Source organism: Acidovorax sp. SUPP2539, from assembly GCF_030158975.1.
In the GTDB taxonomy this organism is placed as follows: domain Bacteria; phylum Pseudomonadota; class Gammaproteobacteria; order Burkholderiales; family Burkholderiaceae_C; genus Paracidovorax.
This window is the reverse complement of the sequence record NZ_BQXJ01000001.1, coordinates 583,791-605,322: the sequence shown is the minus strand read 5'-3', so window position 1 is coordinate 605,322 and position 21,532 is coordinate 583,791. Positions and strand designations below refer to the sequence as shown.

Sequence of the window (21,532 nt, the reverse complement as noted above, 5' to 3'; positions counted from 1 at the left end):
GGATCGCAAGCAACCACCGAAAAGTCCAATGGCAGTTTACAGCATGACCGGATACGCCAGCGCACAGCAAAGTGCATCCGCGGGAGGGGGCGAAACCGATGGCCGCACCCGCCGCCTGGGGCTGGAGATCCGGTCCGTCAACAGCCGTTTCCTGGATCTGTCGTTCCGCCTGCCCGACGAGCTGCGCGCCCAGGAGCCGGTGCTGCGCAGCCTGCTTACCGCCCGCCTCAAGCGGGGCAAGGTCGAAGTCCGCGCCTCCATCGACAACGAAGACACCACCGCACTGCCCGACCCGGCGCCCCGCCTGCTGCAGCGGCTGAACTCCGCGCAGGACGCCGTTCGTGCCTGGTTGCCCGACGCGGCCCCCTTGAGCGTCGCCGACGCCTTGCGCCTGTGCGCGAATCCCGGCTCCGCACAGGACGACTGGAGCGATGCCGTCCCCGCCCTGGCCGAAAAAGCGCTGAAAGACCTCGTCCAAGCCCGGGAACGCGAAGGCAAGCGCCTGTCGGCCATGCTGCAGGACCGGCTCGAACAACTGCGTGCCCTGGCCCACCAGGCCACGCCGCTGGTTCCCAAGCTGGTGGAGCAGCAGCGCCAGCGTTTCATGGAACGCTGGAAGGAGGCCATGGCCCTGGCCGACAACGCCACGCTGCCCGAAGCCGCCCAGGACCGCGCCCTGACCGAGGCCACCGCCTTCGCCATCCGCATCGACGTCGCGGAAGAGATCACCCGGCTGGATTCGCACCTGGACGAGATCGAACGCCTGCTCAAGAAAGGCGGCGAAGTGGGCAAACGCCTGGACTTTCTCATCCAGGAACTGCACCGCGAAGCCAACACGCTCGGCTCCAAGTCCGCCGCGATGGAACTCACGCGCATCAGCGTGGACATGAAGGTCCTGATCGAGCAGATGCGCGAGCAGGTCCAGAACATCGAGTGAGTGATAATCCTTTTTTGATAGCAGCCAGCACCTATCCCGCATGGACTACCCTGGAAATCTATTCGTAGTGGCAGCGCCCAGCGGCGCGGGCAAATCGAGCCTGGTCAAGGCATTGCTGGAGCTGGACTCCCATGTGCAGCCTTCGGTCTCGCACACCACCCGGGCACCGCGCGGGCAGGAAAAGCATGGCCGCGAATATTTCTTCACCTCGGAGCAGGAGTTCGACGCCATGGTCGCCTCCGACGGCTTCGTGGAGTGGGCCCACGTGCACGGCCGCCGCTATGGCACATCCCGCAAGGCCATCGAGGAGCGCATCGCGCAAGGCGCTGATGTGGTCCTGGAAATCGACTTCCAGGGCGCGATTCAGGTCAAACAGGCCTTTGCGAATGCCGTCCTCATCTTCATCCTCCCCCCCAGTTGGGAAGAACTGAGATCCCGCCTGGAACGCCGCGGGGAAGACGCTCCGGACGTGATCGAGATCCGGCTGAAGAATGCCGCCCAGGAAATGGAACAGGCATACAAATTCGACTTCGTTATAATCAACGAACTCTTTGAGCGTGCGCTTTTCGACCTGAAAACCATCGTCCACGCTCAGCGGCTGAAGTATGCGGCGCAACGCCGTGCACGGGCCGACACGTTCGAATCCCTCAATATCACCTGATCCTTCTGGAGAAGACGCATGGCCCGCATTACTGTTGAAGACTGCCTCGAGCACATCCCCAACCGCTTTCAACTCGTGCTGGCAGCCACGTACCGCGCCCGCATGCTGAGCCAAGGCCATGCCCCCAAGATCGAAAGCCGCAACAAGCCTGCGGTGACCGCCTTGCGCGAAATCGCCGAAGGCAAGGTCGGTCTGGAGATGCTGAAAAAGGTCCCGGGCTGACGCGCCCAAGTCTGCTGCTGCAGACCAATAGCACCGCTTTGCGGTGCTTTTTTTTGGCCAAAAACCACGATCTCCCCAGCAAGCTACATTAAAGGGATGAATGCGGTCTTGAATAAACCATCTGCCCAAGACCCGCGCCCCGGCGAAAGCGGGGCGGCGGGCGGTACGTCCGCAGCAGCCGCCAACGCAGCAGCGGCCAGTTTTGCGGCCCTCACGGAGAACCTCGGCTACCTCGACGCAGCCAGCATCGAACAGGTGAGGCAGGCCTACCGCTTCGCCGACGAAGCCCACCTGGGGCAGTTGCGCAACAGCGGCGAGCCCTACATCACCCACCCCATCGCAGTGGCGGCCCAGTGCGCCACCTGGAAGCTGGATGGGCAAGCGCTGATGGCGGCACTGCTGCACGACGCCATGGAAGATTGCGGCGTCACCAAGTCCGATCTCATCGATCGCTTCGGCCTGCCGGTGGCCGAATTGGTGGATGGCCTCACCAAGCTCGACAAGCTGCAGTTCAACACCCGCGAAGAGAACCAGGCCGAGTCCTTCCGCAAGATGCTGTTGGCAATGGCCCGCGATGTACGGGTCATTCTGATCAAGCTGGCCGACCGCACGCACAACATGCGCACGCTCTCGGACATGCCGCGCAGCAAATGGGGCCGCATTTCTTCCGAAACCCTCGAGATCTATGCCCCCATCGCCCACCGGCTCGGGTTGAACCAGACCTACCGGGAGCTGCAGGATCTGTCATTCCGGCATCTCCATCCCTGGCGCTACGCGACCCTATCCAAGGCGGTGAACAAATCGCGCAACCGCCGGCGCGATATCGTGCAGCGGGTTCAAACCGAGGTCGACACCGCGTTTTCGAAGCTGGGCATGAAAGCCCGCCTCGCAGGCCGCGAGAAAACACTCTATGCCATCTACCAGAAGATGGACACCAAGCACCTGAGCTTTGCCCAGGTCACGGACATCTACGGCTTTCGGGTGATCGTGCCGACCGTGGTCGATTGCTACACGGCACTGGGCGTGCTGCATCAAATGTACAAGCCTGTTCCTGGGCGGTTCAAGGACCACATCGCCATCGCCAAGCTCAACGGCTACCAATCGCTGCACACCACCTTGGTCGGTCCTTCCGGGGTCAACATCGAATTCCAGATGCGCACCGAGGAAATGCACGTGGTGGCGGAAGCCGGCGTGGCCGCCCATTGGCTGTACAAAGCACAGGACGCCGACGGATCGGCCGCGGAGCGCCTTGGCACCAAGTGGCTCCAGTCACTGCTGGATATTCAGAACGAAACGCGGGATGCCGCGGAGTTCTGGGACCATGTGAAGGTCGACCTGTTCCCCGACGCGGTCTATGTCTTCACCCCCAAGAGCCAGATCATGGCACTGCCACGGGGCGCCACGGTGGTCGATTTCGCCTATGCCATCCACAGCAATGTGGGTGACCGCACCACGGCCGCCAAGATCAACAACGAGCAGGTCCCCCTGCGGACCGAGCTCAAGAACGGCGATGTGGTGGAGATCATCACGGCGCCGGTGTCCACGCCCAATCCCGCCTGGCTGGGCTTCGTGCGCACGGGCCGCGCACGCTCGAAGATTCGCCACTACCTCAAAACGCTGGCCCATACTGAATCAGCGGGACTGGGAGAGAAGCTGCTGACCCAGGCCCTGAGGGCCGAGGGGCTGGAACGCCTGCCGACCGAGTCGGAGAACCAGGCACTGTGGGACAAGCTGCTCCGCTTCACAGGCAATCGAACACGCAATGAACTCATGACCGACATCGGTCTGGGCAAACGCATCGCGGGCATCGTGGCGAAACGACTCATGGTGCTGATGACGGAGCATGGACACCGACCCGATGCCCTGTTGCTGACCCGTGAAAGGTATTCATCCCACGAAACCCTGTCGCAAGGTGGCGTGACTTTGGACGGCAGCGAGAACGCATCCGTTCAATACGCGAATTGCTGCCGCCCGGTACCGGGAGACCCCATCGTCGGCTACCTGGGGCGCGGTGAAGGGCTGGTGGTTCATAACGCCCAATGCAGCGTGGCGAAAAAGCTTCAGCACAAGGACAGCGAGCGCTTTATCGCGGTGGACTGGGCCGATGAGCCCACGCGCATGTTCGAAACCGGCATCGTTGTGACCGTGGCCAACGGCAAGGGCGTCTTGGCGCGCATCGCCGCCGAACTGGCGAGCTCCGAAGCGGACATCGTTCACGTCGACATGGACGATGAAGCCGCCATGGACACGACCGATTTGCGTTTTGTCATCGCTGCACGAGACCAGTCACACGTCGAGGCCTCCTTGCGCAATTTGCGCCGAACGCCCGCAGTGCTTCGCGCCTTCCGCGTGCTGCCCCAGGGGTGAGGCAGGCACCTTGCTCCCTATGCCACCGGTTGGGGATAGCGGACGTCCAAAACCTCCAGCGTCCGCGTGCCACCTGGCGTGGCCAAGTGAACCTGATCCCCTTCGCGGGCCTTCAGTAAGGCCCGAGCCACCGGCGACACCCAACTGACTTGCGCCAGGCCCGTCTCGACTTCGTCGATTCCCAGGATCGTGATGGTGCGCTCGACGCCTTCATCGTCCGCATAGTGGACCGTGGCACCAAAGAACACCTGATCACTTCCGGCGTGAATGGCGGGATCGACCACCTCGGCAATTTCGAGTCGTTTGGTCAGGAACCGAATCCTGCGATCAATTTCGCGCAGGCGTTTCTTGCCGTACAGGTAGTCCCCGTTCTCCGAACGGTCCCCATTGCTTGCAGCCCAATGAACCACTTCAACGATCTTGGGCCGCTCGTTGTCGATGAGATCCAGCAGTTCATCGCGCAGCCTGGCGTAGCCGGAAGGGGTGATGTAGTTCTTGCCACCCGCAGGAAGGGGTGCAGGGGAAAAATCTTCGTCATCGGACTGATCCGATTCTTTGGTGAATGCCTTGCTCATGGGTGCATTTTGATGCAGAGAGCATTCGAATCCCCAACGGAAAAAGCCCTAGAACATCACTGTTCTAGGGCCTACCGTTTGGTGCGGCTGGCAGGAATCGAACCCACGACCCCTTGGTTCGTAGCCAAGTACTCTATCCAGCTGAGCTACAGCCGCTAAGCTTTGAATTATAGCATGTTTTCAACGCCGTCATTCATTTCTTGTTTTGATTTTTACGCGAACTCTGTGAGGAATTTCGCAATCAAGCAAGACTTAAATTCTAACCCATCTTTTGAGGCTGCTTGGCTTCGTTCGCAGAAAACGCAAGCATCTCAACTCTCATGTCCACGCAATGCGCCTGAACAGGCACACGAGGAATTGCCATGAACAGCCATCAAGCCCGTTGAACTGGTAGGGCGTGAGGGACTTGAACCCGCGACCAAAGGATTATGAGTCCTCTGCTCTAACCAACTGAGCTAACGCCCCCCGCGCCAATTGTATGTGCTTACTTGCGGTAACTCAGCGCGTTGGAAACCAGCTTGGATGTGATGTCCACGATCTGGATCATCCTGTCGTACGGCATTCGGGTTGGCCCGATGACACCCAGGGTGCCGACGACTTGACCGTCCACTTCATAGGGAGCGGTGACCACCGAAAGCTCCTCGAACGGGACAATCTGGCTCTCCCCGCCAATGAAGATACGCACACCATCTGCACGGTTGGAAACATCGAGCAAACGCAGGATTTGCGTCTTCTGCTCGAACAGGTCGAACGCACGGCGCAGGTTGCCCATGTCGTTGGAAAAGTCGCTGACTGCCAGCAGGTTGCGCTCGCCAGAAATCACCACATTGTCCTGAGACTCCGCCATCGCCTCCGAGCCGACATTGACCGCAGCCTGCATCAGCGAGCCGATTTCTTCCCGCAACTGATCCACCTCCGTCTTCAAGCGCTCGCGCACTTGGTCCATGTCCATTCCGGAATAGTGGCTGTTCAGGAAATTGGCCGCCTCCACGAGATGCGATTGCGAGTAGTCCACATCGGTGAAGATCACGCGGTTCTGCACGTCTCCTTCAGGGGAGACGATGATGACCAGAAGCCGCTTTTCGGACAATCTCAAGAATTCGATGTGCCTGAACACCGAGGCACGCCGGGGCGCCATGACAACGCCCACGAACTGGGAAAGGCTGGACAACAAATGCGCCGCGTTGGCAATCACCTTTTGCGGCTGCTCTGCAGCCAGTTGCGGCGAATACAGCTGTTCGCGCTGCACTGTCAACATGGTGTCAACGAACAGGCGATACCCTTTGGCCGTCGGAATTCGGCCGGCAGACGTGTGCGGGCTTGCGATCAGTCCGATCTCTTCGAGATCGGCCATCACGTTACGGATGGTGGCGGGAGAGAGGTCGAGACCGGACGCGCGCGACAGCGTACGCGAACCCACGGGTTGGCCATCGGCTATGTAGCGCTCTACAAGCGCCTTCAGCAACAACTTGGCACGGTCATCAAGCATTGAATCATTTTACTTATCTAATGCCCAAGGACCGGATTGGCCACGGCCCTCATGGCGATGGATGTGGTATCGCAAAGTGCCTACCGGTACACCGAGCATGTCAGCTAAAACACCTTGTGTGTACCACCCACTGCGCCACGCCTGCACAGCCTGAGCGACCTCATCCCTAGACACCTGGGCACGCCTGCCCCAGGTCTTGCCAGCAGCACGCGCAGCACGCTGGCCAGCCACACAGCGCTCCCTAATCACCTCCCGCTCAAACTCAGCAAACACAGCCATCAGGTGCAGGTACATACGGCCTTGAGGAGTGACCGTTTCGAATGCTTCAGTGAGACTACGAAAAGCCACACCACGCGCTTTCAGCATGTCAAACATAGCAACGAAGTGAGCGATGGACCTAGCAAGCCTATCGAGTTTGTACACCACCAGCACATCACCCGAACGCAGGGCAGCAAGGCATTGCTCCCAAACCGGCCGATGGCGAACAGCACTAGCTTGCTCCTCATAAACCACCGCGACACCAGCCGCGCGCAAAGCCGCCAATTGCATAACCGTCTCTTGCTCCCGCGTGGACACTCTCGCATAGCCAACCAATCGCGCCATCGTCAATCCCTCCATATCAAGCCTTGCTTTTTCCAATCCCGGTTTGCCGCAGCCCACCGCAGCATTGACCGGACCACTTCGGCCTTCGTGCAGCCGTAAAAACATGCTATGTCCGCAATCGTCGCCCCCATCTTGAGAGACACGGACACATCCAACCGCTCATGCTGGGACCGATGCGCCGCGACTCTGGCAGCGCTGGTGTTTCCGGTAACGATTGGCGATTGAGGATGCTGCTTAGGCATGGACCACCTCCAGTGGAACGGGCCGGCTGCGGGCCTTTTTGGGCATCTCCGCGTGCAACACGAACCAGTCTTTGAAGTGCGAGAGGCGCTCTAGCACTATTTGCTGGGCATCGAGAACACAGCCGTATGCAGCGGCCCAGGCATCACGGAGCGAGGGGTAGTAGCCCATTGAAACCGGTTGCGGGATGCCGAAGTCACCAAACGCGCTGTAGCGGTTGCTGAATGCCTGCCCATCGCGGAACGCCTTGACGATGTACTTGGCGATGTAGGAGGCAATCTGCGCAGGGCTCTTACGGCTGTTGGCCTTGCGACGGGCAATGTCGATATTGCCTTTGCGCTCTTTGGTGACCGACCGCCAGATGGCGCGGATCACGTCAAAGCTCTTGACCTTGCAGGGCTGGCCGTTGTCGGCCGTTCGGGTGAAGGTTGCCGGTATGTTGGCCGTGGCCATGTGCCAGTGCAGCGCGCCACGGGCCTGATGCTCATACACCGCGACCGCGCGGAAGTCGGGCATCACTCGGCGAAGCCTGCGGACAAATTCCTTGAGGTCCTTTTTGGACCGCTGGAGGTCGGTTTCATTGGCCCAATAGGTCAGGGTCAAGAGGGTATCGGCACCCATGGCCTTGCACAGCTTGCGTACCTTCACCTTGGCCCGGTTCGCGGCGATGGTGAGGGCCTTTTCGCGTAGCTCATCGGCGTTCTCTTCGCGATGCTGAATCGCGGCCTCGAGGTAATGCTCCAGGACCATCGAGGACCAATCGAGTTCCTCCCAAACGGTAGGTGCAGAGCCCGTGATTTCAGTGTGACCGTGGCCGAGGTCATGGGCCTTGAGGTTAATGCCGTCGCCGGTCTTGCCTTCAAAAGGTACCAGGGGGATGCCTTGGCGGTGCATGTGCAGGAGTTCAGCAGGGGTGTGCCTTGCAGTCGGATTCGTTTCAGAGACAATGCGGATCATGTTGACCAGTCGTTGTGGTTGACATCACGATCCCGGGACGGTTGCAGCCGTTGCCGGGATCACCTCTTTCTACTTGCCGAGGTTTCGCGAGCCAGGCTCGCAGTCGAGTAACTTCACCAGGTGAGCAATGTGACGGGCATACGTAGAGGCCCAGCGGAAATACAAAGCCATAGGCGCCTTACGAGCGCGCCAAGAACTCTCAGCCTCACGATTCGCGCCATGGCGAATAGCGGTAAATACCTTCACAAGGAACTCGCGCTCACCTGGTGAAAGAGCACGACCATCAGCCATCAATGATTCGACCTCAGGCAGGTCTAAAAGAGGATTTAAGTAGCCCATTTGAGTACGTGTTCCAAAGTGTTTATGGGATAAATCTAGGCCGCGCTCCGCGCGGCCCGTCGCGCTCCGCTTGCGCCGGGCCGCACGTGCCGCAGCCTCCCGAAACAGCCATCCGTTGAGCGATCGAGAGCCGGCCCCATGGCATTGGGTACGGGTCGCATGAGTATTGACATGGGGTGTGGCACCCCATACCCCGCCCCCACCAAGCTCGCTGCGCTCGACGGCCTATTCGGCCTTTGGCGGGCCCCCTGTTTGTCCCCAGACAGGAGCGCAGGGCCAGGTCGGTGTTACTGCCATCCAGGACCGCTGTAACAGCCGAGGCGCGGCAGCTGGGAGTAACAGCAGGCACAGGCTCAGCGCGTGGACACACGGGGGAGACCTGCGTAGGCTGGATTGCGCACGGCCAGGGCAGAGGACAACTGCTCAGGAGTGATCAGCCCTTCCTGCGGTTGCACGGGCGCCGGAACTGGCACCGTGCGGGCCTGCAGCGGCTGCAATTGCTGCGGCTGCTGGATACCTTGCGGCATCTGCAATTGCACCTGCTGCTGGGCCGGCTGGGGGCCCTGCTGGTGCTGGGCCCAGTCTACAAAGTAGCCCTGTCTCACGATCTGTTCGCAGACCGAGGCGGTTACCTGCATGAGCGTAGCTTGCTGGGTATAGCACTTGCACTTGGAGCCCATCTGCACACAGGCGGCAGGGTACGGGGCCACAGTTGGCTGGGTCACACCGTCATAGACGGGCGACGTGTGGGGAAAGTCTGGCAATCGCGGCTTGCGGTCCTGCAGATATTCGAGGGCCGTCATAGGTTTGCGGTCGCGGCCGGAGCCGCCGAACATCGGCGTGTCTGCAGCCGCAGACTGGGGACCGGCTGCAGAAGTCGCTGGCTTGTCTGCAATGCCCGACTTGGCTTTGAGCGACGAAATGCCAAAGTACCCCGCGACAGCGACCGTCGCAATGGCCCCAAGACAGATCCAAACAGCTTTGGGGATACGCACTTTGGCAGTGTGCAAACTGGCAGAGCGGTACCACCCAAAGACGTGCTTCGGGAAAGGGACCATGGTGACTTCGCCCGTGCTGCCTGACCCGTTGCGCTCACAGTTCGGATTGACGGCGTCCCACTGGATGCAACTCACCAAACTGGAACCGCCGAAGGTGCGCTTGAGGTGGCGATGCCACCCTGGGGAGCCAATCAGACGGCGCACGAAGCTATCGATGTTGCCGGGATGCTGGCTGATCAGATAGAAGTCAAAACCGCGCCTGCGATGCTCAGCAAGCATCTTGACGTGATCCGGGACGACGGCGCCGGTGGGGCGGTTTGGTAGATCGTTGTGGCATTCGTCCACCAAAAAAATGGTCCCGTCAGGCTCATCCTGCCAGTTCTTGAAATCAATCTTTTTCCAGTCCTTGAGTTCACCATCCTCGACCACATCAAAGCGGCCGTTGTGGCACACCGGGCGGGTTTCCTTCACCTGCCGTTCACGCACCCACTTGAGCGCATTGAGGGTCTTGCCTGCGCCGTTGGCGCCAGTGATCAGATACAGCATTAGTTCAGCACCCAGCGCTTGAAGGTGTCGCTATTGAGGCCGTTCAAAAGCATGCTGGCGAACATGGCGCTGAAGACGATGGACAGGGCGGTCCCGACCTTCATCAGAGCCAGCAACTGCACCACGACAGCGGGCAGATGCGCCAAGCTCTGCACGATCAAATCCTTCAGGAAATCGAGGGCCTTCGATATGCCCACATAAGTGACCACCGACAGGCCCAACGAGGCCAAGGTACGGCCGACGAAGCCGGCGACCAGGGAGAGCAGCAGCCCTCCAATCATGGGTATGAAAGCAGGCATGGTTAGTCCCGTTTGAGAACGATGAAGGCGGCGGAAATCGAGGACAAGATGACCAGCACATGACCCATGAGGACCAAGGTCGGGCAGACCAAGGTCCAAGAGATCACGAAGGAACCGGCACCAGGCAGATTGATGGTGGTATCGGCAGGGCAAGAGCCACCGCCGCCTAGAAACTGATCCCGAGTACTGATGACAGTAGACAGGTCCACTTCGCGATTGCCCTCCAGGGACCCCGTGACCTTGCCCTTGCCATCGAGCGCGCGAGCAGCATCGACCAGCTTCATTTCCGGCGTGTCCTTGGCATCGAACATCTCGCAAGCGCGCTTGTGCTGCTCTTTGGCAATCGCACACTGGATGGCATCGCCTTCGCAGGAGAAGGCACCGCAACTGCCACCGAACGAGCTGGGTTCCTTATCGCCGTCCCCATTCCCATTGCCGCCCGTGTTGCCCCCAGTGGTGCCGTTGCCGTTGTTGGTGGACGCACCGGTGGCCGTGCCACACACCGGGTTCTTGGGGTTCTGCCTGCAGAACTGGGTGCGATCCACACTGGTTTGCGTGGTGACCGTGGCGCCGCCATCGACCGGCTTTTTGCTCTGGCTTATCAAGCACCGGTCACCGGTGCAATTGACATCGGTGCGAATGTCCACCTGCTTACCGTCGCCATCGGTGATGCGGGTCCAATCAACGCCGTTGGTGTTGGTGCTGGCGCGATCCACGCAGACATTGACACCGTTCACCGAGCCGGTGAATCCACCGCGGCAATCCTTGGGAGGCTTGTTCGCCTCAGGGGCCTTATCGGCGTCAGCAGGGTTGTTGGGGTCTTTCTCCAGGCCGAGGGCACATGCCAAGCCAGCAGTCGTGCCGGAGGCATTGGTGTTATTGGCCCAGGACTCGCCCTCCGTGATCCAACCGTTGGGAGTTTGAAAGGCCACCTCGCCGGTGAAGCGATGCATGCAGCCGAGCGGCTGACCACTGCCACCCGTGACCCCGGAGTTTCGGCATACGCCCATCTCCTCGCCGAGAGGCTGCTTACCGCCGATGCGGCCAACGCGGTCCACGCCAACGGTGTTGTGCATCACCGCAGCATCAGCGCAGCGCTGGTCATCCGTCTTGTTCTTGGGGTCGGGCACGCAGGCCCCAGATGCATCCTTTATCTGGCCGTCGGGGCACTTGTCGTCAGGCTTTTTGACGCAGGCGCCGGTCTGGTCTTTTTCGAACCCTTCTTTGCACTGGCACTGGCCGTTGACGGACTCGGCATTGGCCTCGCACTGCTGGGGCACGCACTTAAGGACGCCGTTGGGGTATTGAACCAGCCCTGTAGTGACGCGGCAATAAACGTAGCTAAACACAATGTCAGGCTGAGGCTTCGACTCCTCGGTCTTAGCGAGATACCAGCCAAAGGCAGCGGGAGGCGCACTACAGGTAGGTTTCCACGAATAGTGCGAGCACGACTCGATGCGGGGAGACTCTCCCTCCTGAGCCTGAACCATGCCAAAGCACAAGGAGCAGACCAGCAAGACGATCAGGCGGAAAAGATTAGCCATGCGGCCCCCAGCACGGCAATGAGTACGAATAGTCCCACGACACCCCCTTTGCGCAGCGCCACCAGTGACGCTATGCAAAAAGGTCCCCGGCCTGCAGACCGAGGACACACGGATCACTTCACGCCGCGCTTGACCCAGGCGAAAGTGGCGAGGGCAACGAGAACGCCCAGCACAGCGAGGCCGATCAGGCCGATAGGCGCCTTGGCTTCGCCGATTTCGATGACCGTGGGGCCCACATCGATAGCAGCCTGTGCCATGGGGGATGCCATGACGGCAGCGGTTGCGAGAGCCACGGCAGCGGCGGTTTTGGCCTTGGCAGAGGCGAACTTTTCACGAACTTGCATGGTTTACCTTTCAGGTAGTTGAGGATCGCTGTAAGACGGCTGGACCATGCGAATCAGCTGGCGAAACACCCAGCCAATGGCCCAGATCACAAGCACAGCACTTGCGATTGCGGCTCCCTCCGCTGGAGACAACTGCAGCGGGGGGAGACTTAATTCATGCACCACCGTGACCGTGCAAGCAGCGGCGCATTCGATGGTGGTCGGGTCAGCCATGGCGCACCCTAAGAGCGCGGGCATACACAGCACGCAGCCAGCGAGGCGCCCCAGGCATCAGGAGCGGACCGCACTGGAAACGCATGCGGGCATGCCACACACGCTGACGACGCTCTTCCCAAGAGGCGAAGACATCGCACAGTCCATCCCAGAGGACAGCGAGCAAGGACCAGGACATTGCGCCAAGGAAACCAAAGGCGAACGCCAGCTTTGCCACCGCATAGGCGAGAGATTCAAGCTCTTGGACACTCATGGCTTAGGCCTTGACAGGCGCAGGAGCCGGCGCAGCTTGGCGGGCAGGAGGGACAGGGACCAGACCGGTGAGGATGCTCACCACATCGCCCTTGAATTCGCCGTAGTCGGGCACCGACAGCGCGAAGGTGGCACGGTAGGTGCCCACCTTGGCGAGGTCCACCAGATCGCGGGGGACACGCAGACGACCAACTGTTTCAAGTTCACCGTCGTCATTGAGCAATGCCGTACGGGCAATGGTCGATTCGTAAGGCTTTTGGGTGTTGGGGTCCAATTTCTTGGAACGCTGAACCTCGACCTTGAGGATTTGGATGGTGCTGGTGTATGCCATGGTGAGTACGCCTTCATGTGGCTGGTTACGAGCATTAGCGCTCTGTGATGCCACCGGGGGAGGCATCACGGAACGGCCGGACTGTTTAGCCCAGCTAAACACTCAGGGAAAAAAAGGGTCCTGACAGCAGAGGTAGAGGAAAAAACACAGGCTGTAAAACAGGACGAACGCCACGAGGACCGAATCCGGAGGCCTGTCCTTCATGGCTGCACCACCTGAACAGAGGCGCAAGGAACCCACTTGGCCTCGACGCGAGCAGTGGAGCCCCTACCGAGAGGGAAATGCACCAAGCAGCGGCCAGTGCGAACACGCTGCACGGGACCACGGTAACCATGCCAGGACACGGTAAGACCGCGTTTGACTAGCTTGTCGTTCAGATCGAGGTTTGACGCCATGTCACGCCCCAGACCCAACGGATAACATCGACGCAGGAGGAACACCAAAAATGCAGACCCTGCAAGCATTCCAGACGGAGTTAACGCGCGCCGCGCTATTCTTTTTCGCTATCCAATTGATAGCGCTGATCATTGGGATATGGATCACATACGTGGTCATCAAATGCGCGATCCGGGACGGCATCAACGAATCCAGGCTTGGGGACAGATGGAGCCGTGCTGTAGATAGCAGTCGCAGCCAAACCGCAGACTTACCACCAATGCGCGCAGAGCGGTAAATGCGATCCCCACTGCCCACCGTCACCGGGTGAGCTACCACCACAACGGCGGTTTCATGGACAGGGGGACCGCAATCGTTAGCAGGCGCAGAGACAGAGACAAGGCACAGCATGGGTAGCTCCATGAAAATCTACATGTTGTAGACAAACAGGAGGTTACACGGTCTACAACATGTAGACAAGTCGTTCGATACAATTTCTACGTCATGTGTAATTTATACAACATGTGTAGAGGATCGATATGCCGTCAACCATGAACCTTTTGAACTCAGCACTAGAAATTCAAAACATCGCCGCATGGACAGCTCGCCTTGGGCTATCAAAACAAGCGCTTTACACAGCACGCGACAGAGGACACCTGTCCCCCGCTATAGCTGGCGCCCTCGCCGACGAGATGGGCCAAGACGTAAAAGAATGGATTGTTGTGGCGGCACTGGAATCGGAACGAGACAGCGCTTGCAAGACACGGATGCTCAAGAGACTACCCAAGCTCACATCGCTTTAATGATCTAATTTCCCAATGAAGCTCAGGTTCACACGGGTCGCACTCTTCGGCAAGTACCAGCCGCTCACTTCCAGCGTTATTTCTGACAGTTCGCGCAATGCCGTACAAGAGGTTGCCCAGTTCCTCAGAAATGAAGGCTGTGAACCCATTCTGGAACAGGAAACGGCGAACAACACCGGTATTTCTGACTATCCGGCGATGAAGGTGGAACAGATCGGCAAGGAGTGCGATCTGGGGATGGTGATCGGGGGAGACGGAACGATGCTGGGCATCGGCAGGCAATTAGCCCCCTACAAAATTCCGCTGATCGGCATCAATCAGGGGCGGCTGGGCTTCATCACCGATATCCCTCTGGGCGAGCATGCTTCAGCACTGAGGCCGATGCTCCATGGCGAGTACGAAGAAGACGCCAGGCCCCTCATGCATGCCTGCGTGATGCGTCAGGACGAATGCGTATTTGAAGCACTGGCACTCAACGACGTCGTCGTCAATCGTGGCTCCACTTCCGGCATGGTCGAATTGCGGGTGGAAGTGGGCGGGCATTTCGTCTCGAACCAAAGGGCAGACGGGCTGATCATCGCTTCGCCCACTGGGTCCACAGCCTATGCGCTCTCCGCGGGAGGCCCGATGCTGCACCCTGCAATTCCTGGTTGGGTGATGGTCCCCATCGCACCCCATACGCTGTCCAATCGACCCATCGTGCTGCCGGATTCGACGGACATTGCGGTGGAAGTCGTAGGGGGCCGGGACGTCAGCGCCAATTTCGACATGCAGTCGCTGGCATCGCTCCAGCATGGCGATCGGATCGTGGTTCGGCGGTCGGAGCACTGCGTGCGCTTCTTGCACCCTCGAGGCTGGAACTATTTTGCTACGTTGCGCAAAAAGTTGCGCTGGAATGAAGGGGGCTCATAGATGGCGCTCAAACGGATCGCATTGCGCGATTTCGTCATCGTGGATGTCTTGGACCTGGATCTTCACAAAGGATTTACGGTGCTGACCGGAGAAACGGGTGCAGGCAAATCCATCCTGATCGATGCCTTGCAAATGCTGCTGGGCGGCCGCGCCGATGCCGGGGTGATTCGCGAGGGCACCGAGCGTACGGACATCTGCGCTGAATTCGATTGCCCACCCAGTTTGTCTGCATGGCTTGATGAAGCTGGCATACCGCAGGAGGAAAGCCTGCTGCTTCGCCGAACCATCGATCGGCAAGGAAAAAGCCGTGCTTGGATGAACGGCATTCCAGCAACCGCCACCCAAATGCGGACCCTGGGGGCGCATCTCCTCGATATCCATGGCCAGCACGCATGGCAGAGCTTGACGCGCCAGGAGGCCGTTCGCAGCCTGTTGGATGCCTATGGCGGCATCAGTACCGCGGCGCTGGAACCGCTTTGGACTCGCTGGCGTGACGACCGCAAAGCGGTAGTGCAAGCAGAAGCGGCCAGACATACCCTGCAACAGGAGCGGGAACGACTGCAGTGGCAGATCAGTGAAGTCGAAAAGCTGGGCCCGGCATCCAGCGAGTGGGAAGAACTCAATACCCAGCACAGCCGCCTTTCTCACGCCCAAGCCTTGCTGGACAGCGCGCAAACGGCCCTGTCCGCGCTGGAGGATGAAGAATCCGGTGCACAGACTCAATTGAGCCGCGCCTGCCATCTGCTGCAGGAGCAGCAAACCCTCGATCCCGAATTCAAGGCGATGGGAGAGGTGCTTCAATCGTGCATGGACCAGGCGGCCGATGTGGCTCACTCATTGCAAAGCTATCTTCGACACACGGAACTCGATCCTGAGCGCCTTGAACAGTTGGATTCACGCCTGTCGCTGTGGATTTCGCTGTCACGCAAATACAAGCGGGCACCATCGGAACTGCCGGCACTGCTGGAGGGATGGAAAGCGGAGCTCTCCCAACTGGAGACGGCAGCAGACCTGGAAGCGCTCAATGCGGCCGAACAGGCCAGTGGCAAAGCCTATCGCAAGGCGGCGCAGGCTGTGTCCCGGCAGCGGACGACCGCAGCGCCACGGCTTGCCCAATCGATCACACAAGCCATGCAGGGCCTGGGCATGGTGGGCGGGCGGTTTGAGGTGCTTTTGGAACCGACACCGGAACCCGGCATTCAAGGTCTCGACAGTGTTTCTTTTCTGGTTGCAGGGCATCCCGGTGCCACACCCCGGCCCGTTGGCAAAGTCGCTTCGGGAGGGGAGCTGTCTCGCATCTCGTTGGCCATTTCCGTGACGACAAGCCAGTTGGGCGAGGCCCCTACCCTGATTTTTGACGAGGTGGACTCAGGCGTTGGAGGCTCCGTCGCCGAGACGGTGGGTCGGCTGATGCAGCAGTTGGGCCGCGATCGCCAGGTGCTGGCCGTTACCCATCTTCCGCAGGTGGCGGCCTGTGCGGATCACCATCTGATCGTGGCAAAAACCAGTCAGGATCAGCACACCACCAGTCAGGTGGCCGTGGCGAAGGGAGAAAAACGCGTGATCGAAATGGCTCGGATGTTAGGAGGGGAGCGCCAGTCGAAGGCGACCATGGCGCACGCACGCGAAATGCTCAGCAGCAACCAACCCGCACAGATCAAGGCATGACAAAATGACGCTAGAGGTCGTATTGATCACAGGCATGGCGGGTTCCGGCAAATCCGTTGCCCTGCATGCCTTGGAAGACGCAGGCTACTACTGCGTAGACAACCTGCCACCCGAGCTGCTGGCCGCCTTCGTCGCGCTAGAACATCAGCACCATGGCAACCGGATTGCCATCGCAATGGATGTTCGCAGCGCCACCGCGTTACCGCTGGTTCCGCTGGAATTGAAACGCCTGCGTGGCGAGGGCGTGGTCGTCCATTCACTGTTTCTGGATGCCACCACCGACACATTGATCCGGCGATTTTCGGAAACGCGCCGACGCCACCCCCTCTCCAGAGACGAATGGACGGAAGGCCAACGCGCGTTGCTGCAAACCATCGAACTGGAACGTGAACTGCTGGCCGAGCTGCGTGAGCAGTCCCATGTCATCGATACAAGCGCCATTCGAGCAGCGCAATTGCAGGGCTACGTCAAAAGCCTGATGCCCGCCCTGCCCGGTCAACTGACGCTGGTCTTCCAATCGTTTGCGTTCAAACGCGGGGTGCCTGTCGATGCGGATTACGTCTTCGACGTGCGCATGCTGCCCAATCCCCACTATGAGCCCGCGTTGAAGGCATTGACAGGCAAAGACCAGCCTGTCATCGACTATTTACAGCACCAGGCTGATGTGAAACTGATGCAGGAACACATCGCGCAGTTCCTTTCGCACTGGCTGGAGCCTTTGGCGCAGAATCATCGAAGCTACGTGACCGTGGCCATTGGCTGCACGGGCGGACAACACCGCTCGGTTTATTTGGTAGAGCGCTTGGCAGCGCACTTCAGCCAGCGTTGGACCACCCTGCGGCGGCATCGTGAGCTGGACGGCCTGTGACTTTCACGTCTCGCCACAGAGTGGCGAGACGTGGAAAAATCAGGACAGGTCCAGCAGCAATTTCCGGATGGGCGTTGGCATACCCAAGCGGTCCCAATCGGAAGCACCGAACCAGGCACCATCCACCGGAAGGTCCCATTCCGCTTGCCACGGGATTTGCACGGGATGGAGGTGCAGATCCCGATGGGTCAGGACATGAAGAAATCCCTCCAAATCCTGAAGCGGCGCAGGCCGTGATGCCAATGCTGTTTGCAGTGCTGCGCGTTCCTCGAACACCGGCAGGCAGTGCAGACCCGCCCAAATGCCGCTGGAGGGACGCTGCTGGAGCAAGACACGCCCATTTCCGTCCTGCAGCAGCATCAGCCACCACGACTCCGCACGACGCGACAATTTGCGGGTCCGCACGGGATAGCGTTCGGGGTCTCCGTCGCGGCGGGCTTTGCATTGCCGGTTCAAAGGGCAGACCATGCAGGTCGGTTTCTTTGGCGTGCACACCGTCGCTCCGAGATCCATCAGACCCTGGGTATAGCGCGGCATCGCATGCTGCAGATCACTGACTGGCAGCAAGGCACAGGCCTGATCCCAAAGAAGACGCTCATTCTTGGCGATTGCCAAATCGGCCGTGAAGCCAAGCACTCGCGTCAGCACCCGGCGAACATTTGCATCCAATATGGGAACACGCTCGGAAAAACAGAAGGCCGTGACCGCACCAGCCGTCGATCGGCCGATTCCCGGCAACTGGGCCAAGACCTCGGCGGTCCGGGGAAACTCGCCCCCGTGCAAATGCACGACTTGCTGAGCACAACGGTGCAGATTGCGGGCGCGACTGTAGTAGCCCAAACCGCTCCACAAGGCGAGCACCTCACCCTCCGTTGCCGCAGCCAGCGACTGCACATCTGGAAATCGCGCCAGAAAGCGTTCGTAATAGCCCAAGACGGTGACGACCTGGGTTTGCTGCAGCATGATTTCAGACAGCCACACCCGATAAGGATCTCGTGTTTGCTGCCAAGGCAAATGGTTGCGGCCATGCACCGCCTGCCACCGAACCACATCGGTGGCGATTTCCGGGGTGTCGCTCATGCCAGGGCAGTTTGCGGGCTGACCTGGGGCGGCTCGGCGCGCGGGACGGCTGCGAGTTGCTCCGTCATCTCATTCAAGCGCGTTTCCATTTGCCCCAACTCCTGCTCGGCCATTTCAATCTCCGCAATGCGCTCCACCAAACCGCTTGCTGCGTGCTGAATGCGGTCCACCGCTTCGATGCGACGTGCAAAGCTCCGTTTGCGCTCTCTCAATTGGGCATCCAGTTGCGCTGTTGCGGATTTGCTCCAAAGCTCCAGATCGTTGGCGACCGATTCAAACACCGTACGAAGCCGCATGCCGAGCGCACGGACCAATCGCTGCGCGAACTCAGGCTGCGCCAGTTTGAGTGCATTGCCCACGCCCAGGTACTGCAAATGCCGCTGCTCAATTTGCGCGATTTCCTGCAGGAAGGGCTCCAGTTGCGGAGTCGGAGGCACTTGGAGTGAAAAGCCGAAGTCCGTGTTGAGCTGTCGGAATGTACCGCCCAAAATGGCATGGATTTCAGTGCCCGAAGATTGCGCCTTGTCCACTATCGCCTGCAGCCGCTGGAAGGTCTCCGCGTAGATTTTGCGCACGCCCAGCTTCAGTCCCTTTTGCTGCAATGCGTCTGTGAGCAGCGCCAGTTCGGCCTTCAGCGAACGGGCTCCGAGCTCATGGAAGATATCGCGCAGCAATTTGAGATGGACCGCACGCACCGCCTGAATCTTCGCGGTGCTCAGCTCGAACTCCCGCTGCTCCTGCTCGATCCGAGTGCGCATGGAATCGATGACGGAAGCATTCTTTCCGCGCAAACTCCGCAATTCCAGCATCTGGTCATCGAGATCGCGCCGGCGGATGTTGATCACGCGAGAGGTTTCCGAACGCAGGCCGGCAATGCCCGCTGCCACGGCAGAGCGGAGAATGGACTGGCGCTTGCCCATCACCCCTTGTGCCAGCGCTTCTTCCAAAAGAGGCAAGCCGCTGCGCTCCAGCAACAGGTCATCGCACTGGATTTTGGCGATCAACCCTTTCTGGGCTGACACCAGCATGACGTGCTCTTGCGAGATACCCAGCATCTCGGCAGAGGTCAGACGCTGGCGCTTCAGTTGTTCTTGAACCTGCTCAGGCGAGTTCAGGGTGTCCCACAGTGTGTCGATCTTGTTGAGGACCACCAAGCGGGCATCCGCATTTTCAGACGGGGCTGCCAGATGTTCCCGCCAGATCGAGAGATCGGACCGCGTGACCCCGGTGTCCGCCCCCAGGATGAAGACCACCGCATGCGCCTGTGGAATCAGATTGATCGTGAGTTCGGGCTCCGCACCCACTGCGTTCAGTCCGGGCGTATCCAGAATGACCAAGCCCTGCTTGAGCAACGGATGGGGAATATTGATGAGGGCATGGCGCCACATCGGAACTTCCACCAGGCCGCTGGCGTCCGGCACCGGGTTTTCTTCCGGCAGGTCGTCGTGCCAGAAACCCAGCGCTCGCGCTTCATCCAAGGTGACGCGCCGGACCTCGGCCACCTTCTCGAGCGAGCGGGCCATCTGCCCCGCATCATTGACATCCAAGGGAATCTGCACCCAGCGTTCGGGTTTCAGGCGCCACTCGGCCAGTCCCTGCACCTGCAGCCGGGTGTCGATGGGAAGCAGGCGCAGGCTCACAGGCACGCCGGGGTCGTAGCCCAATTCCGTCGGGCACATCGTCGTTCGTCCCGCGCTGGCAGGCATGATCCGGCGGCCATAGTCGGCAAAGAAGATGGCGTTGATCAGTTCGGACTTGCCCCGTGAAAACTCCGCGACGAAAGCCACCATGACTTTGTCGCTGCGCACTTGACCCTCCAGTCGCTGGAGCTTCTCGCCAACAGCCGCATCCATGAGGGAATGCGACGCCATCCAGTCGGCCAACTGCTTCAGTTGAAGTGCGAATGCCCGACGCCACGCGCCGTGCTGGTCGAACTGTTCGTTAAAAGAGGGTCCCACTTTGCTCCCGAGTGTCGCTGCGCCCGCACGTGCAGGAGCCTTCGCAAAATATAGCACCCCACGAACTTCTTGAAAGCTCGAAACGGCGTGGTGCCACCCCTCTTAACCCTATGCCTTCTGGCAACGGATGCAATAGTAGGTGCTGCGCTGGCCTTGCCGGATCATTCGCACTGGAGACCCGCAGGCCCGGCACGCCTCGTTGTGCCGTCCATAGACATGCGCCTCCAGCTGGAAATGGCCCTCACTGCCGTCCGCGCTGGCAAAGTCCCGCAGCGTGCTGCCGCCGCGCTCCACCGCGCGCGCCAGTACCTCGCGGATGGCTGCGTGCAGGCGGCGAACCCGCGCCAAGCCGATGGTCGATGACTTCACGGTCGGGCGGATGCCCGCCAGGAACAGCACTTCCGATGCGTAGATGTTTCCAACCCCCACCACCACTTTGCCGCTGAGCAAGACCTGCTTCACAGGCGCCCGGCTCGCACGCAAACCGGCAAATAGACCGTCGACGGTGAACAGGTCGGAAAGGGGTTCCACCCCCAGTGAACCCAACAGCTTCTTCGCTTCTTCAGCGCCCTCGTCTCGCGCCCAAACCACTGCGCCGAACCTTCGAGGATCCCGCAGGCGCAAGGTCCCCAAGGTCGTTTCCATTTCAAAATGGTCGTGTGGACCGCGCGCTTCCAGCGATTGCCCCAGACGAAGGCTCCCTGACATGCCGAGATGGATCAGGAGAAGCCCTCCGTCCAGGTCCAGGAGCAAATACTTGCCCCGGCGCCGCACTGCCGTGATGGTGCGGCCAATCAACCCCTCGGGCGGGCAACCGAGTGGCCATCTCAATGGTTTGCCCACCGTGACCGACTGGATTACCGCGCCGGAAATCCCCTTCGCGATGCTGAGTCGCGTTACTTCCACTTCCGGCAACTCAGGCATGCCTGCACGCTCCACAAAGACGTTGAA

At 60.0% G+C, this 21,532-nt stretch carries 19 protein-coding genes and 2 tRNA genes; 7 read left to right on the top strand and 14 right to left on the bottom strand.

Annotated features, from left to right (window positions below; genetic code table 11):
* The first annotated feature begins 43 nt into the window (after positions 1–43).
* From AVTE2539_RS02795 to AVTE2539_RS02780, 4 genes are all read left to right on the top strand, one after another.
* Complete coding sequence (locus tag AVTE2539_RS02795; RefSeq protein WP_284409399.1) at positions 44–937, top strand: YicC/YloC family endoribonuclease; 894 nt, start codon at positions 44–46, stop codon at positions 935–937.
* 40 nt (positions 938–977) lie between these two features.
* Positions 978–1,598, top strand: coding sequence for a guanylate kinase (gmk, locus tag AVTE2539_RS02790; RefSeq protein ID WP_272564821.1), 621 nt, complete (start codon positions 978–980; stop codon positions 1,596–1,598).
* Positions 1,599–1,616: 18 nt separating this feature from the next.
* Complete coding sequence (rpoZ, locus tag AVTE2539_RS02785; protein ID WP_272564822.1) at positions 1,617–1,820, top strand: DNA-directed RNA polymerase subunit omega; 204 nt, start codon at positions 1,617–1,619, stop codon at positions 1,818–1,820.
* 96 nt (positions 1,821–1,916) lie between these two features.
* Positions 1,917–4,187, top strand: coding sequence for a RelA/SpoT family protein (locus AVTE2539_RS02780; protein WP_284402680.1), 2,271 nt, complete (start codon positions 1,917–1,919; stop codon positions 4,185–4,187).
* Positions 4,188–4,204: 17 nt separating this feature from the next.
* Here the strand turns inward: AVTE2539_RS02780 and greB are convergent, their stop codons facing one another.
* The 11 genes from greB to AVTE2539_RS02725 all read right to left on the bottom strand — a co-directional run bounded on the left by greB (position 4,205) and on the right by AVTE2539_RS02725 (position 12,917).
* A complete protein-coding gene (gene greB / locus AVTE2539_RS02775; protein WP_284408276.1) occupies positions 4,205–4,762 on the bottom strand; it encodes a transcription elongation factor GreB in 558 nt (185 codons plus the stop codon).
* A gap of 79 nt (positions 4,763–4,841) precedes the next feature.
* Positions 4,842–4,918 (bottom strand) — tRNA-Arg (locus AVTE2539_RS02770).
* A gap of 232 nt (positions 4,919–5,150) precedes the next feature.
* Positions 5,151–5,227 (bottom strand) — tRNA-Ile (locus tag AVTE2539_RS02765).
* A 19-nt stretch (positions 5,228–5,246) separates the two neighbouring features.
* Positions 5,247–6,251, bottom strand: coding sequence for a heat-inducible transcriptional repressor HrcA (hrcA, locus tag AVTE2539_RS02760; RefSeq protein WP_284407617.1), 1,005 nt, complete (start codon positions 6,249–6,251; stop codon positions 5,247–5,249).
* Between the two features lie 9 nt (positions 6,252–6,260).
* Positions 6,261–6,959, bottom strand: coding sequence for a recombinase family protein (locus tag AVTE2539_RS02755; RefSeq protein WP_284408275.1), 699 nt, complete (start codon positions 6,957–6,959; stop codon positions 6,261–6,263).
* A gap of 129 nt (positions 6,960–7,088) precedes the next feature.
* Complete coding sequence (locus AVTE2539_RS02750; protein WP_284408274.1) at positions 7,089–8,051, bottom strand: rolling circle replication-associated protein; 963 nt, start codon at positions 8,049–8,051, stop codon at positions 7,089–7,091.
* 692 nt (positions 8,052–8,743) lie between these two features.
* Positions 8,744–9,934 carry a zonular occludens toxin domain-containing protein gene (locus tag AVTE2539_RS02745; RefSeq protein ID WP_284408273.1) on the bottom strand — a complete coding sequence of 397 codons (1,191 nt, stop codon included), beginning with the start codon at positions 9,932–9,934 and terminating at the stop codon, positions 8,744–8,746.
* A complete protein-coding gene (locus AVTE2539_RS02740) occupies positions 9,934–10,233 on the bottom strand; it encodes a DUF2523 domain-containing protein (protein ID WP_284408272.1) in 300 nt (99 codons plus the stop codon). Before AVTE2539_RS02740 ends, AVTE2539_RS02745 begins: the two co-directional genes overlap by 1 nt.
* 2 nt (positions 10,234–10,235) lie before the next feature.
* Positions 10,236–11,777 carry a virulence factor TspB C-terminal domain-related protein gene (locus AVTE2539_RS02735; RefSeq protein WP_284408271.1) on the bottom strand — a complete coding sequence of 514 codons (1,542 nt, stop codon included), beginning with the start codon at positions 11,775–11,777 and terminating at the stop codon, positions 10,236–10,238.
* 113 nt (positions 11,778–11,890) lie between these two features.
* Positions 11,891–12,121: a major capsid protein gene (locus AVTE2539_RS02730; protein ID WP_284408270.1), complete on the bottom strand. Its 231-nt coding sequence runs from the start codon at positions 12,119–12,121 to the stop codon at positions 11,891–11,893.
* Between the two features lie 469 nt (positions 12,122–12,590).
* Positions 12,591–12,917 (bottom strand): hypothetical protein, encoded by a 327-nt coding sequence (locus AVTE2539_RS02725; RefSeq protein ID WP_284408269.1) that lies wholly within the window; start codon positions 12,915–12,917, stop codon positions 12,591–12,593.
* 1,193 nt (positions 12,918–14,110) lie between these two features.
* On the opposite strand from AVTE2539_RS02725, the gene AVTE2539_RS02720 reads away from it, so the two are divergent.
* Genes AVTE2539_RS02720 through rapZ form a run of 3 tightly spaced genes read left to right on the top strand, consistent with a single transcriptional unit; the run spans position 14,111 to position 17,543 of the window.
* On the top strand, positions 14,111–15,007 hold the full coding sequence (locus AVTE2539_RS02720) for an NAD kinase (protein ID WP_284408268.1): 897 nt from the start codon (positions 14,111–14,113) through the stop codon (positions 15,005–15,007).
* The gene (gene recN, locus AVTE2539_RS02715; RefSeq protein ID WP_284408267.1) at positions 15,008–16,675 is read left to right on the top strand and encodes a DNA repair protein RecN; all 1,668 of its coding nucleotides are present in this window, start codon (positions 15,008–15,010) and stop codon (positions 16,673–16,675) included.
* 4 nt (positions 16,676–16,679) lie between these two features.
* On the top strand, positions 16,680–17,543 hold the full coding sequence (gene rapZ / locus AVTE2539_RS02710) for an RNase adapter RapZ (RefSeq protein WP_284408266.1): 864 nt from the start codon (positions 16,680–16,682) through the stop codon (positions 17,541–17,543).
* Positions 17,544–17,582: 39 nt separating this feature from the next.
* Here the strand turns inward: rapZ and mutY are convergent, their stop codons facing one another.
* The 3 genes from mutY to mutM form a co-directional block, all read right to left on the bottom strand.
* On the bottom strand, positions 17,583–18,623 hold the full coding sequence (mutY, locus tag AVTE2539_RS02705) for an A/G-specific adenine glycosylase (RefSeq protein ID WP_284408265.1): 1,041 nt from the start codon (positions 18,621–18,623) through the stop codon (positions 17,583–17,585).
* Entirely contained in the window at positions 18,620–20,581 is a 1,962-nt protein-coding gene (locus AVTE2539_RS02700; protein ID WP_284408264.1) for a dynamin family protein, read from the bottom strand. Before AVTE2539_RS02700 ends, mutY begins: the two co-directional genes overlap by 4 nt.
* 108 nt (positions 20,582–20,689) lie before the next feature.
* Positions 20,690–21,505 (bottom strand): bifunctional DNA-formamidopyrimidine glycosylase/DNA-(apurinic or apyrimidinic site) lyase, encoded by an 816-nt coding sequence (mutM, locus tag AVTE2539_RS02695; protein WP_284408263.1) that lies wholly within the window; start codon positions 21,503–21,505, stop codon positions 20,690–20,692.
* Positions 21,506–21,532 lie beyond the last annotated feature (27 nt).

Excerpts from the sequence above, each read along its gene's own strand:
- AVTE2539_RS02795 (WP_284409399.1), top strand. The coding sequence starts at position 44 with ATGACCGGATACGCCAGCGCACAGCAAAGTGCATCCGCGGGAGGGGGC.
- gmk (WP_272564821.1), top strand. The coding sequence starts at position 978 with ATGGACTACCCTGGAAATCTATTCGTAGTGGCAGCGCCCAGCGGCGCG.
- rpoZ (WP_272564822.1), top strand. The coding sequence starts at position 1,617 with ATGGCCCGCATTACTGTTGAAGACTGCCTCGAGCACATCCCCAACCGC.
- AVTE2539_RS02780 (WP_284402680.1), top strand. The coding sequence starts at position 1,917 with ATGAATGCGGTCTTGAATAAACCATCTGCCCAAGACCCGCGCCCCGGC.
- greB (WP_284408276.1), bottom strand. The coding sequence starts at position 4,762 with ATGAGCAAGGCATTCACCAAAGAATCGGATCAGTCCGATGACGAAGAT.
- hrcA (WP_284407617.1), bottom strand. The coding sequence starts at position 6,251 with ATGCTTGATGACCGTGCCAAGTTGTTGCTGAAGGCGCTTGTAGAGCGC.
- AVTE2539_RS02755 (WP_284408275.1), bottom strand. The coding sequence starts at position 6,959 with ATGTTTTTACGGCTGCACGAAGGCCGAAGTGGTCCGGTCAATGCTGCG.
- AVTE2539_RS02750 (WP_284408274.1), bottom strand. The coding sequence starts at position 8,051 with ATGATCCGCATTGTCTCTGAAACGAATCCGACTGCAAGGCACACCCCT.
- AVTE2539_RS02745 (WP_284408273.1), bottom strand. The coding sequence starts at position 9,934 with ATGCTGTATCTGATCACTGGCGCCAACGGCGCAGGCAAGACCCTCAAT.
- AVTE2539_RS02740 (WP_284408272.1), bottom strand. The coding sequence starts at position 10,233 with ATGCCTGCTTTCATACCCATGATTGGAGGGCTGCTGCTCTCCCTGGTC.
- AVTE2539_RS02735 (WP_284408271.1), bottom strand. The coding sequence starts at position 11,777 with ATGGCTAATCTTTTCCGCCTGATCGTCTTGCTGGTCTGCTCCTTGTGC.
- AVTE2539_RS02730 (WP_284408270.1), bottom strand. The coding sequence starts at position 12,121 with ATGCAAGTTCGTGAAAAGTTCGCCTCTGCCAAGGCCAAAACCGCCGCT.
- AVTE2539_RS02725 (WP_284408269.1), bottom strand. The coding sequence starts at position 12,917 with ATGGCATACACCAGCACCATCCAAATCCTCAAGGTCGAGGTTCAGCGT.
- AVTE2539_RS02720 (WP_284408268.1), top strand. The coding sequence starts at position 14,111 with ATGAAGCTCAGGTTCACACGGGTCGCACTCTTCGGCAAGTACCAGCCG.
- recN (WP_284408267.1), top strand. The coding sequence starts at position 15,008 with ATGGCGCTCAAACGGATCGCATTGCGCGATTTCGTCATCGTGGATGTC.
- rapZ (WP_284408266.1), top strand. The coding sequence starts at position 16,680 with ATGACGCTAGAGGTCGTATTGATCACAGGCATGGCGGGTTCCGGCAAA.
- mutY (WP_284408265.1), bottom strand. The coding sequence starts at position 18,623 with ATGAGCGACACCCCGGAAATCGCCACCGATGTGGTTCGGTGGCAGGCG.
- mutM (WP_284408263.1), bottom strand. The coding sequence starts at position 21,505 with ATGCCTGAGTTGCCGGAAGTGGAAGTAACGCGACTCAGCATCGCGAAG.